Source organism: Bacillus sp. T-10(2022) (assembly GCF_056502895.1).
The window spans coordinates 3,344,074-3,359,970 of sequence record NZ_CP113518.1 but is presented as its reverse complement, the minus strand read 5'-3'; the positions used below and the strand labels follow the sequence as shown (position 1 = coordinate 3,359,970).

Annotated in this window: 13 protein-coding genes and 1 pseudogene; 12 read left to right on the top strand and 2 right to left on the bottom strand. The window is 39.9% G+C overall.

What is annotated here, in order from left to right:
• Positions 1-92: 92 nt before the first annotated feature.
• On the top strand, positions 93-950 hold the full coding sequence (locus tag OSJ91_RS16390) for an alpha/beta fold hydrolase (protein ID WP_485890065.1): 858 nt from the start codon (positions 93-95) through the stop codon (positions 948-950).
• A gap of 248 nt (positions 951-1,198) precedes the next feature.
• Positions 1,199-2,131 (top strand): ornithine cyclodeaminase family protein, encoded by a 933-nt coding sequence (locus OSJ91_RS16385; protein ID WP_485890064.1) that lies wholly within the window; start codon positions 1,199-1,201, stop codon positions 2,129-2,131.
• 187 nt (positions 2,132-2,318) lie between these two features.
• Here OSJ91_RS16385 and OSJ91_RS16380 read toward each other — a convergent pair whose 3' ends face one another.
• Entirely contained in the window at positions 2,319-3,752 is a 1,434-nt protein-coding gene (locus OSJ91_RS16380; protein ID WP_485891915.1) for a flavin monoamine oxidase family protein, read from the bottom strand.
• Positions 3,753-4,061: 309 nt separating this feature from the next.
• Here OSJ91_RS16380 and OSJ91_RS16375 point away from each other — a divergent pair.
• From OSJ91_RS16375 to OSJ91_RS16355, 5 genes and pseudogenes are all read left to right on the top strand, one after another.
• Positions 4,062-4,844 (top strand): annotated as a pseudogene (locus OSJ91_RS16375) (IS110 family RNA-guided transposase); the annotation flags it as partial.
• Positions 4,845-5,724: 880 nt separating this feature from the next.
• Positions 5,725-7,899, top strand: coding sequence for a DNA topoisomerase III (locus OSJ91_RS16370; RefSeq protein ID WP_485890063.1), 2,175 nt, complete (start codon positions 5,725-5,727; stop codon positions 7,897-7,899).
• 100 nt (positions 7,900-7,999) lie between these two features.
• Positions 8,000-8,428, top strand: coding sequence for a transcriptional regulator MntR (gene mntR / locus OSJ91_RS16365; RefSeq protein ID WP_063234342.1), 429 nt, complete (start codon positions 8,000-8,002; stop codon positions 8,426-8,428).
• A 176-nt stretch (positions 8,429-8,604) separates the two neighbouring features.
• Positions 8,605-9,300, top strand: coding sequence for a class I SAM-dependent methyltransferase (locus tag OSJ91_RS16360; protein WP_485890062.1), 696 nt, complete (start codon positions 8,605-8,607; stop codon positions 9,298-9,300).
• Positions 9,300-9,995 (top strand): AIM24 family protein, encoded by a 696-nt coding sequence (locus OSJ91_RS16355; RefSeq protein ID WP_350299181.1) that lies wholly within the window; start codon positions 9,300-9,302, stop codon positions 9,993-9,995. Before OSJ91_RS16360 ends, OSJ91_RS16355 begins: the two co-directional genes overlap by 1 nt.
• A gap of 107 nt (positions 9,996-10,102) precedes the next feature.
• On the opposite strand, the gene metA is transcribed toward OSJ91_RS16355, so the two are convergent.
• The gene (gene metA / locus OSJ91_RS16350) at positions 10,103-11,011 is read right to left on the bottom strand and encodes a homoserine O-acetyltransferase MetA (protein ID WP_485890061.1); all 909 of its coding nucleotides are present in this window, start codon (positions 11,009-11,011) and stop codon (positions 10,103-10,105) included.
• 168 nt (positions 11,012-11,179) lie between these two features.
• Here metA and OSJ91_RS16345 point away from each other — a divergent pair, with 168 nt between their 5' ends.
• The 5 genes from OSJ91_RS16345 (at position 11,180) to OSJ91_RS16325 (ending at position 15,824) form a co-directional block, all read left to right on the top strand.
• Positions 11,180-11,713 carry a hypothetical protein gene (locus OSJ91_RS16345; RefSeq protein WP_350299180.1) on the top strand — a complete coding sequence of 178 codons (534 nt, stop codon included), beginning with the start codon at positions 11,180-11,182 and terminating at the stop codon, positions 11,711-11,713.
• Positions 11,714-11,791: 78 nt separating this feature from the next.
• Entirely contained in the window at positions 11,792-12,268 is a 477-nt protein-coding gene (locus tag OSJ91_RS16340) for a glutathione peroxidase (RefSeq protein WP_350299179.1), read from the top strand.
• 138 nt (positions 12,269-12,406) lie between these two features.
• Entirely contained in the window at positions 12,407-13,252 is an 846-nt protein-coding gene (locus OSJ91_RS16335; RefSeq protein ID WP_350299178.1) for a DegV family protein, read from the top strand.
• A 53-nt stretch (positions 13,253-13,305) separates the two neighbouring features.
• On the top strand, positions 13,306-13,950 hold the full coding sequence (locus OSJ91_RS16330; protein WP_350299177.1) for an HD domain-containing protein: 645 nt from the start codon (positions 13,306-13,308) through the stop codon (positions 13,948-13,950).
• Positions 13,947-15,824: an ABC-F family ATP-binding cassette domain-containing protein gene (locus tag OSJ91_RS16325; RefSeq protein WP_350299176.1), complete on the top strand. Its 1,878-nt coding sequence runs from the start codon at positions 13,947-13,949 to the stop codon at positions 15,822-15,824. The genes OSJ91_RS16330 and OSJ91_RS16325 overlap by 4 nt, the downstream gene beginning before the upstream one ends.
• Positions 15,825-15,897 lie beyond the last annotated feature (73 nt).

Genomic DNA, 15,897 nt, shown 5'->3' with positions numbered 1-15,897 from the left:
TGAGGGAGTTTAGTTCAACAGTAACTCTGAAGGATTTTCTCTAAAAAAGTTGAATTTACAATAATATACATTTTGTTTTTAGGGGGACCGTTATGTGGGAGAGAATGTTTATAAGTACATCTCGTGGAAAGTTTGAGGTTTTTACCCAAGGAAAAGGAGAACCAGTGTGTATTACCCATTTATATAGTGAGTTTAATGAATTAGGTTATTATTTCGCCGACACTTTTGTAGATCAATTCAAAGTTTATTTAATAAACTTAAAAGAAGCAGGAAACTCTTGCAAAGCCGGTATAGAAGAGGAATTAAGTATGAAAGAAACCTCTAAGGATTTAGAGGCTATTAGAGAAGCTTTAACTTATAATAAATGGTGCTTTGCAGGGCATTCAACTGGAGGAATGCTTGGTTTAATTTACGCAACAATGTTTCCAAAATCTCTGACAAAACTATTAGTTGGAGGAGCAACTGCTACTAAAAAATATATGGAACACGAAGGCAGTATTTATAGTCCTCGTAGTCCACTAAATAAAAAACTGAAAAAGATTTTTGCTGTATTAAAATCTCCTGACTCTACCACTGAAGAGCGAAGGGATGCTAACAGAGAATGGACTAATATGTCTTTATTTAACAAAGAAAAATGGGTTGAATATTTTAAAAAACCGAGCAGTGGAAAAGTTGTACAAAAAAGGCTAGATTATTATTCCTTTAATGACCTGCCAAACTACGACATTCAAACTGAACTGTATCAGGTTACTATCCCGACCATTGTTTATTGTGGAAGACACGATGCCCAATGTCCTCTTGTTTTTTCTGAAGAAATAAATGCAGGTTTAAAAAATTCCAAACTTTATATTTTTGAAAAAAGTAATCACGTACCGTATTTAGAAGAGAAAGAAAAATTCCTTCAGATGGTTTCTGATTACAAAGGACTGACAACGAAAACCTATTCTTAATGAACTAACGGTGCGTTAGCTGAAGATCGGAGCTGTCTTTAAGGCAGATCTTTTCTTATGGCACTAACGGGGCAGGATAGTTGAAGAGTACTGTTTAATCTTTGTTCAACAATTGGGCCAGAGTGTTGAGTAAAGAAATGGTTGTTTTATGTTAAACTAAAAGAAAGGTAGGATTAGTTAATAAAGGTAAAAATTGTAAAGTTATAGCGTTTTAGACTAGGTTTCTATGAAAGGTGGGCATATAAGACATGTCATATCAAGTTCTAACAGATTCTGACGTTTTGAGATTGACTAGAATGAAACCCGTCATTGAGGCAATTGAGCGCGTTTTTCGTGAACAAGCAAATGCAACCCTTGTTTCACCACCTCGATTTCAGTTGGGGACGGAGAATGGAAACTTGGTTTTCACTGCTGGCGCCGCAACGGAGACTGAAAAAGTTATAGGCTTTCGAGTTTACGATACCTATTCAAACGATCATTCGGGTCACGAACAACTGGTATCTGTGTTTGATTCCGTGACAGGTGTATTCAAAGGCGTTATTATTGGCAATTCACTTGGTGCCCTTCGCACGGGCGCAATTGGGGGAGCTGCCATTAATGCCATGTCTCGGTCAGATGCAGAACAGCTAGCGATAATTGGAACAGGTATACAAGCTCGTACGCAGTTAGAAGCAGCTATAGCTATTCGTGATATTAAAAGGGTTCTGGTTTACAGTCGTAATGATATAAATCGAAAGAAGTTTGCCGAAGAAATGTCTGAAAAACTTGATTTGGATGTAATTCCTATGGATTCACCCAAAAAGTGTGTGGAGAAGGCAGATATCATCATCTGTGCTACAAATAGTCGTTCACCAGTGATTGATGCGGATTGGTTAAAACCGGGTGTACATATCAATACTGTTGGACCAAAATCGATGAATGGACATGAGTTGCCCATAAAAGTAGCTGGTAAAAGCTCCGTAATTAGTACAGACTCCCTTGAACAGTTACGTGCCTATTCAACACCTCACTTCTTAGCCAATACTCCTTATGAACAGAATATTGTACAGCTTTCGGACATCGTAACTGGAAAAACACCGGGCAGAACTTCAATCAATGATGTTACATTGTTTTGTTCCGTGGGACTTTCTGGCACTGAAGTGGTTGTTGCAAATGAGATTATGAAAATGGCAGAAAAGTAAGCGAGGATTTGAAATGTCACAAACCTATATGGTTTGAGGAATCTTCTTCACTTTTCTTATAGAACTAACGGGTGCTTTAGCTGAAGATCGGAGTTGTCTTTAAGGCAGCTTTTTCTTTATGCAACTAAAGAGGCAGTTTATTTGTATAAAAAATTTCTATAAGTCCTAAATTATCTATTTTTCCTGTTTATTTTGGCAAGTCATTCACTTCATATGCAACCCGTATTCCAGATTCAATCGCCCCTTGCATCCAAGCGTGGGTAAGCGAAGTATGTTCACCGGCAAAGTGCACTCTTCCTTCAGGTATAGGGATATAAGGATGCAAATCTGTTTCCTGACTCGGTTCAAAAGCTGTGAAAGCTCCAGAGGAATATTCATTATCGACCCAACTAAAGGAAGTTCCTGACACAAACTCAGAATAGACTTGGTCTCCGTAAATTTCAGCTAAGTTCTTTAAAGCATATTGAATGCGTTTTTCGTTGGATAGACCGTTCCATGTTAAAGCCTCATCCGCCCATGTATAGCTTGCCAAAACCACAGCAGGTCCTTTTGTACCAATCCCCTGACTTGGGTAATAAGTGAATCGAATCGGAAGGTCAGTTATGGATTTACCACCATATTGATGGTGTCTTTCCCAAAACCTGCTTTTAAACTCGATTCCGATTTTTGTTGCGCTCATATAGTTCAGTTCCCGAATAGCTCTCCGTTTATAATAGGAAAAAGAATGGTACGGTACAACTTTCACAAATCGTAACACTGTAAAGGGGAGAGTTATGATGGCAAGATCCCCAGTTATGGTGGAATCCTCTAAGGTGTGCTGATGGGTGGAATGGATGGTTACTCTGTTGTTATGTTGGACAATTTTCGTCATCCTTTGATTGAACATAATAACATCTTTTATTTGCGGGAGAAATGCCTTTGGCAGCAGATCCATACCACCGGTTATCTCATAAAAACGATTTGCTCTGAAGGACGCCTCTTCTCGCAAAACTTCAATAAATGACATCCCCATATAGGCTTCTAAGTCAAGGAGTACACCGATCATATCAACCGCGCCATCTGAAAAAGTCGTTCCATATTGATAATGGTAAGAGTTTAAGAAAGTACCTAGTGAGTAGTTTTTAAATTCTTTTTCTACGAGATGCCAATTTCTCGTTGGGTCTTGTTTAATAAAATCGAGAATTGGCTGTGTAGCTAATTTCACCAGCTTCTCTGCGCTTTTACCTCTTTCATTTGGGGCAACGGGGAAGTTTAGAATACCAGGAGAACGTTCAAAAATGTTAAGACGTGATTTGATTCCATTGAGATAAAGAATATCCATTGGAGTTCGGTTAATAAACAGGTTTAGGGTTAGCCCGAATTTTTTAATATACTCTAAGGTCAAAAAATGAACATCAGGAATACGCATTGGGCCTGGGTTAAAATAAAGCCCATTACTAAAGGGGGAGCGTATGGTATAGGCACGTCCGCCTACCCTGTTGTTTGCTTCAAGGATTGTGACGTTGTGCCCGGCCTCCTGTAAAAGAGAAGCCGCAACCAGTCCTGCTAGTCCTGCGCCAACAATAGTAATATGTTTGGGAACTTGCGACTTTTTAAGACCATTTCTAATAATGCTAATCATTTGTTGAGTCGTTAATTGATAATTTATGTTATTAGGCAAACCTTCTCCCCCATTGAATAGATTTTTACATCTTATTCACTTGTAAAGATGAATATGTGTTCCTTCTATTTACGGATAAATAAAGTAAAGATAAATTCAACTTTTGTAGCTGGGGCACAAATAAAATTATTAAAATAAAGCAAAGGAGACCCCACTGAGGGAGTTGAAGATGAATGTTGCAATAAAAGAAAAATGAAGCAAGGTGATATTATGGTTGTAACGTTTTTTAGTTTTTTTGTTATCTTTTTTATTATTGCAAGACATGTTAGCCATAAAATTAGAGGAATTCAGCTATTAGACCTTCGGAATTTTTCCAGACAACAGGAAATCGTAACGAATATGTATGTGGAAGCTAAACTTCAGTTTCACACCATTTTAGATCAAGTGTTTCCTGAATACCGGAAGGTTTTTGGGGATCTATATTCAAAGGTTTCTTTATTGATATTAAAGGAATATCCCACTTCAGAGGCGGTATTAACAGCCGGGGAAAGTAAACTAGCAGAGAGTGTTATAGAGTTCTGTCCTAGCCGATCGGGTGAATGGGCATGGGGAAAAGCAAAAAAAATAATGGATTCCGCATCTCGAAATCCATTTCAAAAAAGCGTGTATGAAAGTCACGTAATCAATCTTCGTATGTATATTGAGTTGCTTTTTCATTACCAGGGACACCTTTCTGATTTGGAAGATCGTATAGTGGCCCTGGCAAATGAACTGGAAGAATATAAGATCATCCAATCGATTCCGGGTATCGGAGAAAAAATCGCAGCCACGATTATCTCTGAAATTGGTGAAATCGATCGGTTTAATCATCCGAAAAAACTGGTTGCCTTCGCTGGAGTAGATCCAAGTGTTCACTCATCGGGTAAGTTTACGGCAACCATTAATCGTATTACAAAAAGAGGTTCGAGCAGACTACGTCATTCTCTGTATCTTGCTGTACTATGCGGCATAAGGAGTTCAAGGAACAAAAAGCTTAAAGCTTTCTTTGATAAGAAAAAATCGGAAGGAAAGCCAGCCAAAGTGGCGATCGTTGCCTGTATGAATAAACTTTGATCAGTCTTTTTTTCAAAGCTACAGTTGATTCTTTTTTTAACAGATGTTTTAGCACAATACATACATAAACTGAGCTGGAAAGTTCCCTCCAAAGAGATTATTCGGCCATTTTAATATTTGAAAATGGGGAATTCAAGAATTATTTTTCTACAGATGCAATGATATCTTTTAGCTAACAGTTTAGAACCACTAGCACCTTTTAGATATTTCAATGTTCCTTCACTAGACCAATCAAATATCTTTATACTGCTCATTCCTTTATTTACTTCTTTAATGTTTAACTGGTTAGAAACAAAATATTAGAAGGAATAATTTTCAAAAGCATTTAAACAGACTATTTGAGTTGGTCTATATCGCTTATAATCACTCCATTCAACAGGTAACAACTCTTTAAAACAATTAAAATATGTAAGGGTTATATTAAGTATTTTTTCCTTAGGTAACTCGGCAATCTTTGTATTTTTAATTAATAGCAAAAGAAAGTTATATACTTTGTAAAGTAATATGCTTTTCTTTAGTTCTTTTGACAATTAACGTTCCTTTATTATACAAGGGGCTGTTTGGGTCAATAATTAGCTGTGATGCAATCGAACTAATTTCTTCATCTAAACAGTGAAAAGTAATGTACACACATTTAATATTGCACTATTTGTATATACTCCGATTCACCCAAATCCGAAGTTTTTGCCTATTAACCTCCTAATATTTGGGCGGATTTTTTCATCTCCCTGAAATCTCCACTAGTTCACCGAAGATAATCAATCATTTCATGCTTTCTACTATCAGTTCAGTAAAAACGAAGTCATATCTAGCCGATTGTGATAATTAAGGTATAATGATAGGGGAAAGATATTTTGTAACGGATTAGGTGAAGATGATCATGAAGCTAATCATTGCGGAGAAACCAGATCAAGGTTCAACGCTAGCGGCTCAATTTAAAACGAAGAAACAGCAAGGCTATATAGAAATCATGCCGAATGAACTTTTTCCTGATGGAGCTTATGTAACATGGGCTGTCGGGCATTTATGTCAACTTGTTTCACCGGAAACCTATCATTCAAAATGGAAAAAATGGTCGATGGAAACGTTGCCGATGATTCCTGAGAAATTTCAATATGAAGTGACCCGACAAAAGGCAAAGCAATTCAATGTTGTGAAGACCTTGCTTAGGAAACCGGAAGTCGATGAAATCATTCATGCAGGTGATGCCGGGCGTGAAGGAGAATTGATTGTACGCAATATCGTCAATCTATGCAATGTCAATAAACCGATGAAACGTTTATGGATTTCCTCTTTGACCCCAAAAGCGATTTATGAGGGATTCCAAAATTTGAAGAGCGAGGAAAAAACCAGGCCGCTCTATTATGAAGCGTATACGAGAGCTTGTGCGGACTGGGTTGTGGGAATGAATGCGTCGAGAGCGTATAGCATTTTATTGAAACAAAGGGGCGTTTCGGATGTGTTTTCAGCTGGTAGGGTTCAGACACCGACTCTTGCTTTGATAGTGAAGCGGGAAATAGAAATTGAGCAATTCAAGTCTGAACCGTTCTGGGAAGTGTTCGCTGACTTCAAGATGGATGGAAAGAAATATCAGGGGAAATGGCAGCAGAACAATGATCCGAGAATAAAGACAAAAGAAATGGCTGATAAAATTGCCGCCTTTTGCAAGGGTAAGGAAGCTGAAATAGCTGAAATGGATACTGAAAGGAAAGAATTTCAGCCGCCTTTGTTATTTAATCTATCGTCATTGCAAGCGACAGTAAACAAGATTTATAAATATTCACCGAAACAGACGCTTGATATAGTACAAAGTTTATATCAAAAAGGGATCGTTTCTTATCCACGTTCAGACTCCAATTATGTGACGGAGGGGGAAGCCGAAACATTTCCTGATATTTTGCAAAAACTAAGCGGATTTTCAGAATATGAATCCCTGTTTCCTTTGCCACAACCGAACATCATGAATAATAAACGGTTTGTAAATGAAAAAAAAGTGACTGATCACTATGCAATTATCCCGACGGAGCAGGTAACCGACCCGAAGCGGCTTTCTGCCGAAGAACGGAATATTTATGACTTGGTGGTGCGCCGGTTGATTGCGGCCCATTATGAGAAAGCCATTTTCGATTACACCACCATTAAAACGCTTGTCGATAAGCGTGCCGAATTCATTTCTAAAGGCAAGCAGCAGATCCAAGAGGGATGGCGCAAAGTGATTTTCCAAAATGACAAGGATGATGATGATATCATTTTGCCTTCCGTTACCAAAGGAGATACTGGAAAGGTCGCCAATATAAAGGTGAAAGAAGGAAAAACCCAGCCTCCTAAGCGCTATACAGAAGGTCAGCTGATCACTTTGATGAAAACAGCCGGAAAGCATCTGGATAATGAAGAGTTAGAAAAAGTGCTGATGAAAACCGAGGGTCTCGGAACCGAAGCAACTCGAGCTGGCATTATTACCATGCTCAAAGACCGTAAATACATCAATGTCAAAAAAAATCAGGTTTTTGCGACAGATAAAGGGAAAGTGCTGATTACTGCCATCGGGGAGAAAATCCTGGCTTCACCTGAAATGACAGCCAAATGGGAACAGCGTTTGAGGGAGATCGGTGAAGGAAAGGCTTCAGCTGGCGGCTTTATGGAAGCTGTTAAAAAGATGTCAGCAAAAATCATCAGTGATGCCGTGGAATCATCGGAAAACTGGGATTTTCAAGGGCTGGACACCGAGTCGATTCAACGGAGCGGCCCTAAAAAGAGAAGCTCGGCATCTGTGGGCAGCTGTAAACTATGCGGTTCTAAGATTGTCGATAAAGGGGAATTCTATGGATGTGTAAGTTATCAAAAAACAAAGTGTAACTTCACTATCTCCAAAAAAATCCTTAATAAGAAAATCAGTCAAGCTAATATAAAAAAGCTGTTGGCGAGCGGTGAAACGGATTTGATAAGCGGTTTTAAAAAAGGGGAAAAAACCTTTGATGCCATTTTATCGTGGTCCGATTCTGAAAAGAAGATCAGTTTTACATTCCCAACAGAACAAAACGTCAAGCAATCTTGAAGAAACATCAATAAAGGCGCCCTGAGACTTATATCTTCTTGTTTCGGGGCCGTTTATATAGTAAAATTTTTAGATATGCGTTTGAATGGGAGGATTCCGAATGCCTACACCGAGCATGGAGGATTACATAGAACAAATTTATTTACTTATTGAAGAAAAAGGATATGCAAGAGTTTCCGATATTGCCGAAAATCTTTCCGTCCACCCATCTTCTGTTACAAAAATGGTACAAAAACTGGATCAGGAAAAATATTTGATATATGAAAAGTACCGGGGTCTCGTTTTAACCGCAAATGGGAAAAAAGTTGGTAAAAGGCTCGTTTACCGTCATGAACTTTTAGAACAGATGCTAAGGTTGATTGGGGTCAAGGAAGAAAATATTTATCATGATGTAGAGGGGATTGAACACCACCTTAGTTGGAATGCCATCGATAGGATTGGAGACCTGGTTGAATTCTTTGAAGAATCTCCTGACCGTGTCGAGGATTTACGAAAGATACAAAAAAGAAATGAAGAAAATTCAAAATAAGCTGCCGCTGGCAGTTTTTTTTTTATGTATTTGAAAATCACTAGGGGGTGACGTTTTAAAAGAGGATTTTTGAATTAAGAGCAGAATAGCTATAGGGAAGCCCCGGTATTTTGATTCGGGAAAATATTTTTCAGGAACTTATTTAGTTAGGGGTTAAATGGGAGGATGAATTTCAGATGAATTTACATACATGGCATGAAGAGTCGAAAAAGGAATGGGATGTTTTTGCACCTATGTGGGTGAAGAATTCGCAAGAGATGTGGGAAACGGGGAGCCGGAAAAACATTATTCCTTTCTTTTCTGAATTTGTACCTTCGGGAGTGAAGGTTGCTGACATAGGCTGTGGAGATGGAGTTGGTTCCTTAAAATTGTCCGAAGCGGGATATGAAGTAACCGGAGTTGATTTATCCAATGTGATGATTGAATTTGCTAAGGGAAAAACCGCTCAACAACCACTACTTACTTTCCTGCAAGGGGATTTTTATAATCTTCCATTCAAAGATGAAGAAATGGATGCGGCAATGGTCATTAATTCTTTGGAATATACGGGTGAACCATTAACGGTGATGAAGGAAATCCAACGGGTAATAAAGCCTGGAGGTTATGTCTGTTTTGGAATACTTGGTCCAACAGCTGAACCACGAAAAAAATTCAGTTTTCAACGGTTATTAGGAGACCAAGTCATCATGAATACAATGCAGCCTTGGGAATTTGAAAAAATGGCTTTAGAAACGGGATGGAAGGCAGTAGCTGATACCGGCGTTGCAAAGAGAGGGGTGGACTTTACAAAGCTGGGACATTTTTCAAAGGAATTAAAGCAAGCTGTATCGTTCATGTGGCTGTTCCTCCTGCAAAAAGAGGTGGGGCAGTGATGGAGAAGTATCAAATCGATCAATTCGTTGAAAAGACGAAGCAGCAGGATAAAGGGCAAGGATTATTCGAACTTGAAACGGAACGAATCCTGGAGATTAATTTGGAAAAGCAGATCTGGGCAAAAATGGGGACGATGGTTTCTTATCGCGGCCATATTAAATTCGAGCGGGAAGGCATCTTGGAGCATGGTCTTGGTAAACTCTTTAAAAAAGCCTTAACTGGTGAGGGTGCATCATTGATGAAAGCGACCGGAAGCGGCAAGCTATACGTCGCGGATCAAGGGAAGAAGATTTCTATTTTACAGTTAAATGGTGAATCGATCTGTGTTAACGGAAATGACTTACTTGCATTTGAGCCGGGGATTTCATGGGATATAAAAATGATGCGGCGCATTGCCGGGTTATTGGCAGGGGGATTGTTCAACGTAAGGCTCGAGGGGAGAGGCATGGTCGCATTCACTTCTCATTATGAGCCGCTTACTTTAATGGTGGAACCTGGGAATCCGGTCTATACGGACCCGAATGCCACAGTAGCTTGGTCAGGGGAATTGCAGCCTGAATTCGTAACGGATGTCTCATTGAAGTCGTTCTTTGGAAGGGGAAGCGGCGAATCCGTTCAAATGAAATTCGAAGGTCAAGGATTTGTGGTCGTCCAACCTTTTGAAGAGGTGTACTTCGGTAATAAAGAATCATGAAACAAACAACCTGAGTCAGTAACTCAGGTTGTTTCCCATGATAATCCGAAGTGGCTTCTCAAGAAAACGATTCACTTAAGAGTGAAAGCTTCTTTTTTCTTACCCTTTCAATCCCACTCATAAGGGGTTGATTGGTAGACATAATAGTTCAGCCAATTCGAGAACATCAAGCTGCAATGGCTCTTCCAGCGGTGAAGAGGCACCTTGGTCGGATCGTTATCAGGAAAGTAATTTTCAGGGAGCTGCGTATTGATTCCACGCTCCCTATCGCGCTTGTATTCTTCACCGAGGGTATCGGCATCATACTCAAAATGGCCGGTTACCATAATTCTTTTTCCATCTACTGAAGCAGCGATCAATACACCAGCTTGATCGGACTGTGCGAGAACCTTCAGTTCGGGATGGTTAACTAGCTTTTGATAGTCAATATCCGTATGGCGAGAATGAGGGGCCATAAAATAATCATCGAATCCGCGGACTAGATTTTCATTCGGTTCAAGGACCTCATGGGTGTATATCCCGAAGCATTTCTCTGGAAGTTCATATTTGCCTATTCCATAATGATGGTACAGGGCAGCTTGTGCCCCCCAACAGATATGTAGGGTGGATGTGACATTTTCGCTTGACCAGTCCATGATATTCTGCAGCTCTTCCCAATAATTGACGTCTGAAAATTCCAGCTTTTCTACTGGAGCGCCTGTAATGATCAAGCCGTCATATTTCTTCGTGCGAATTTCATTAAATGATTTGTAAAATTGATCTAAATGAAATTTACTTGTGTTTTTTGATTCATGTGTGCTCAAGCGCAGGAATGATATATTTACTTGAATGGGAGTATTGCCAAGAAAGCGCAGTAACTGGGCCTCCGTTTTTTCTTTCTCTGGCATTAGGTTTAAAATTAATATATTCAATGGACGGATTTCCTGATTGGTAGCTCTTTCCTCATCCATAACGAAGATATTTTCCTGTTCTAAAATTTCCCTTGCTGGCAGTTGTTCCGGAATTCTGATTGGCATGATTAGCCTCCTTCTTCAAAAATCATAATATTTTAATTATATAGAAAATTATTGAATAGAAAAGCTATTTTAATAATTTCTTGTAAATCCCGAAGGAAATGGCCCGGGAATGGTAAAATGGGAAGATCATGAATACATAAACTTATAAGTTGGAGAGGTGTTTGGAGATTGTTTGATCCTACAGCATTTGAGAACATGAAGGTGGTATTGGAAGGAGCGGTTTACGATCGTGACTTCATTGGAGATATATTGGTCATAAACCGTGATGATATAGTGAATCTCTCAACCATGTCCAGATCATATAAGATTGAGATGGAATTGAAAAAAACAATCGCGCCTATTTCGATTAGCGGTGCCATCGAGTTACACGCTTCACTCAAGAACCTAAGTTCGGAATTACTCGATGCCGATATTGATGATGCGCATACGGGCTGCACGGTCAATATTTACATTTCTTTTCCAAAAAAGCTTGATGGAGTGAATGCAGAACAATTGTTGAACGACCTGGAAAAAATTTGGGGAGATCAAAGAATCATTACCGTGACGACCAACGATACGGTCAGTAAAAAAATGCAGCCAGTTACTTCATCTATATGTAAAGTATCATTTGGAAGGCTTGTAAAAGAAGAGCAAATGGATGATTTGGAAGACATGGTAGAGTATTTGATTCAATCCATCCAAGCAGTGAAGATTCCTGGATGATAGGCAAAGGATAAAAGTTGGTAAACGTACCTTTAAATACGGTAAAATGAATCATCATACTAAAGGGAGAGATCATATATGTCCATTTACGAATTTGAAGTCAATAAAATTAATGGCGAAACCATCTCGCTTGAGGAATATAGAGGGAAAGTGATGATCATAGTGAATACCGCAAGCAAATGCGGTTTTTCGCCACAGTATGATGATTTGCAAAGCCTGTATGTGCAATATAAAGAGGATGGGGTTGTCGTACTTGGTTTTCCGTGTAATCAGTTTTTGAATCAGGAGCCTGGTGATGATCTGGAAATCGATTCATACTGCAAATTGAATCATGGAGTAACATTCCCGATGTTTGCCAAAGTGAATGTTAATGGAAAGGAAGCCCATCCCTTATTCAGCTATTTGACTGAAAATGCTCCTGGAGTGATGGGGTCCAAATCAATAAAATGGAATTTTACAAAGTTCTTGATTGACCGAGATGGAAATATCGTCAGCCGGTATGCGCCTAAAACAAAACCTCTGGAAATGGAAGAGGATATAAAAAAATTATTATGAGCAATGATATCGAGTCCAACGGAAGCTTCTGTTGGGCTCTTTTTTAAGGTAAGAAATTTATTGCATGCATCCGTTTTTTGAGGGGACAGATGGTTGGGATGTTGAATATAATAAAAGACACAAATGAGGGGGGAAAACATGGAACGAATTGCATGGGTAACAGACAGTACGGGAACTTTAGACGAAGAATTATCATTGAATGAACATGTATACGTCGTTCCGATGGTCGTCATCATCGATGGGAAGGAATACGAAGATGGCATCGACCTATTACCTGAGGAATTATACCGGCGGATGAGTGAGGAAAAAATCACCGCCACTACGTCACAGCCGTCGGTCGGCAAATTCCAAGAGTTATATAAGGAGCTTGAAAAACGCTATGATCGAATCATAGCCGTACACCTTTCAAGCGAATTGAGCGGCACCGTTTCCGCGAGCAGGCAAGCGGCACAAATGGTTACGATTCCCGTTGACGTTTTTGATACTTTACTTATTTCCTTTCCGATGCTATTAATCTTGAAACGGCTCATGCATCATATGGATAATGGCGATTCCGTCAATGAGGCTTTCGTCAAAACGAGAATGTATGCGGATAACCATGAAACCTATGTATTAATAGGTTCTTTAGATCAGCTGCACCGCAGCGGCAGATTAACAAACGCCCAGTATATTCTAGGTAGCCTATTGAGCTTTAAACCTATCATTTCAATCGAAAACGGTTTGCTTCATACTAAATCCAAACCCCGGAACCTTAAAAAAGCGGAAAAACAGATCTTCACTGATTTTCGCAGATCAGTCGAAGCGGGCAAAGTAAAAGAATGCACCATATTATATGGTGCAGTGTCGGAGCAGACACATAGATGGAAAAAGATGATTTCCGAAGAATTTCCTCATGTGTTGACCCATGTATCCCCACTGGGCAGTGCCATCGGGGTGCATACCGGCGAACAGACGATTGGACTCAGTTGGTTCAATGAAGATTAAAGCACACCATTATTGAGAACCATGGTAAAATAGAAAGGACATGGAGTGGTGAAATGAAACAAACGATGATTGAATTAACGGAGAAGTATGTATATGACCAATTGAATTCTGATGCCAGCGGCCATGATTGGTTTCATATCGATCGGGTTCGTAAGCTGGCTTTACATATTGCAAAAGAAGAAAGAAAAGGAAATGTGTTCATCATTGAAATGGCAGCTCTGCTTCATGATATCCCGGATGATAAACTAAACCAGGAAGCCGATGGAGGCTGGAAAAAGCTTGATGCTTGGTTTGATGAAATAAAGTTGGATATTGATAGTGTGGATGCCATCAAACAGATCATCAATACAATTTCATATAGTGCAGGGCAGTTGAAGCTTCCCTCGATCGAGGCTGAAATTGTTCAGGATGCGGACCGCTTGGATGCAATTGGTGCCATTGGTATAGCCAGGACATTTGCATTTGGCGGAAAAAAGGGACAACTTATGTATGATCCTTCATTGCCGATAAGGGAAAACATGACCAAGAAGGAATACAGGGATGGCAAAAGCTCTTCCATTCATCACTTTCATGAAAAGTTATTGCGTTTGCAAGATATGCTCAATACTTGTACAGCCAAGAAGATTGCAAGTGAAAGGCATGAATATATGATTGGATTTTTAGAGGAATTTAATAAGGAATGGGATGTACGATTATGAAAGTTTTTAGCATGGAACATGTAATGAAAACCCAAGGGGAAAAGCTGCTTTTTAAAGATGTCTCTTTTTCCATTACCGAAGGGGAGAAAATCGGGATCGTTGGAATAAACGGCACCGGTAAATCGACATTATTGAATATTATCGCAGGGTTGGAAGACAGTGATTTAGGAACGAAGGATCACCCGAATGATTACACGATTTCCTATCTATCCCAAGACCCGCATTTTGATGAGAAATTGACGATCATGGAATATATGTATGAAAGTTCAACTCCTGTATTTTCGTTGATTAAAGAATATGAAAAGACGCTCGTTCAACTCCAGGTAGATCCGCAGAATGGCGCAGTACAGGACCGTTTGTTAAAACAACAGCAGGATATGGACACGCTTGGCGCCTGGGATACAAGTGCCAATGCCAGAACGATTTTGACCAAGCTTGGTCTTCCTGATCACTCAAGGAAATTGGGGGAACTGTCAGGCGGCCAAAAAAAACGTGCGGCCCTGGCAAAAACCTTGATTGAGACCCCTGATTTACTGATTTTGGATGAGCCTACAAACCATCTCGATTTCGAAAGCATCACTTGGCTTGAAGAATATTTGGGGAAATATCAAAAGTCCGTTTTATTTGTAACCCATGATCGATATTTCCTTGATCGTGTGTCCAATAAGATTTGGGAAATTGCCCAAACTCAGCTTTTCGAATACAAAGGAAACTATGCGGATTATTTAGAATCAAAGGCCATTCGTGAAGAGAACGAGTCAGCTGAAAGAACGAAAAAGGAAAGTCTATTCAAAAAAGAACTGGCTTGGATCCGTAAAGGAGCCAAGGCCCGTACAACGAAACAAAAGGCCAGGATCCAACGCTTCGAAACATTGGAATCAGGTGTAAAGGATAAGCAGAAAACCGAGAACCTGGAAATGGAATTAAGCGGTGCCCGTCTTGGGAAAAAGGTGCTTGAGATGCAGGATGTTTCTAAATCCTTCGGTGATCGAACCATCATCAACCATTTCTCCTTCCTCTTCAAACCTGGTGATCGGATTGGGATCGTCGGTAATAATGGCAGTGGAAAGTCAACCTTGTTAAATATCCTGGCCGGACGGGAATCCATAGATGAAGGTAACCTGGAAAAAGGTCAAACCGTGAAAATAGGCTACTATACGCAAGAAAGCGTCGATATGGATGAGAATTTGCGCATGATAGAGTATATTCGTGAAACGGCGGATTCCATCGCCCTTAAAGATGGCAGTTTCATATCGGCTGCGCAGATGCTTGAAAGGTTCTTGTTTCCTATGGGATCGCATGGAACGCCAATCCGCAAGCTGTCCGGTGGGGAGAAAAGGCGATTATATCTCCTTAACATATTGATGTCGGCACCTAATGTCCTGCTTTTGGATGAACCGACGAATGATTTGGACACGCAAACCTTGACCGTTCTGGAGGATTATTTAGAAACGTTTTCAGGTGTGGTCATTACCGTATCACATGATAGGTATTTCCTGGATAAGACGTGCCATCAGCTTCTTGTTTTCAAGAATAAAGGTGAAATTGATTTCTATTACGGCAATTATTCAGAGTTCTTGGAAGAAAAGACGGAAGAGGCCGTGCCGGTAAAAGCACCGGAACCTCAGATGAACCGGACCGAAAAGAAAAAGAAAAAACTGACCTATGCGGAAAGTAAGGAATGGGAAGGAATCGAAGGGAACATGGAAAGGGCCGAGCTGCGCCTGAAAGACATAACATCAGAAATGTCAGCGGCGGGAAGCGATTTTGAAAAAGTCCGCCTGCTGCTCGAAGAAGAAAAGGAACTAACGGATAAATTAGAGCATTTGATGGAAAGATGGACGTATTTAGCGGAAAAATTGGAAGAGGAATGAGTGTGGAGACTGGTCCAAGGGAGCAAACTTGGATCGGTCTTTTTTTTGCCAATCTCAATTGCATGAGAATCTG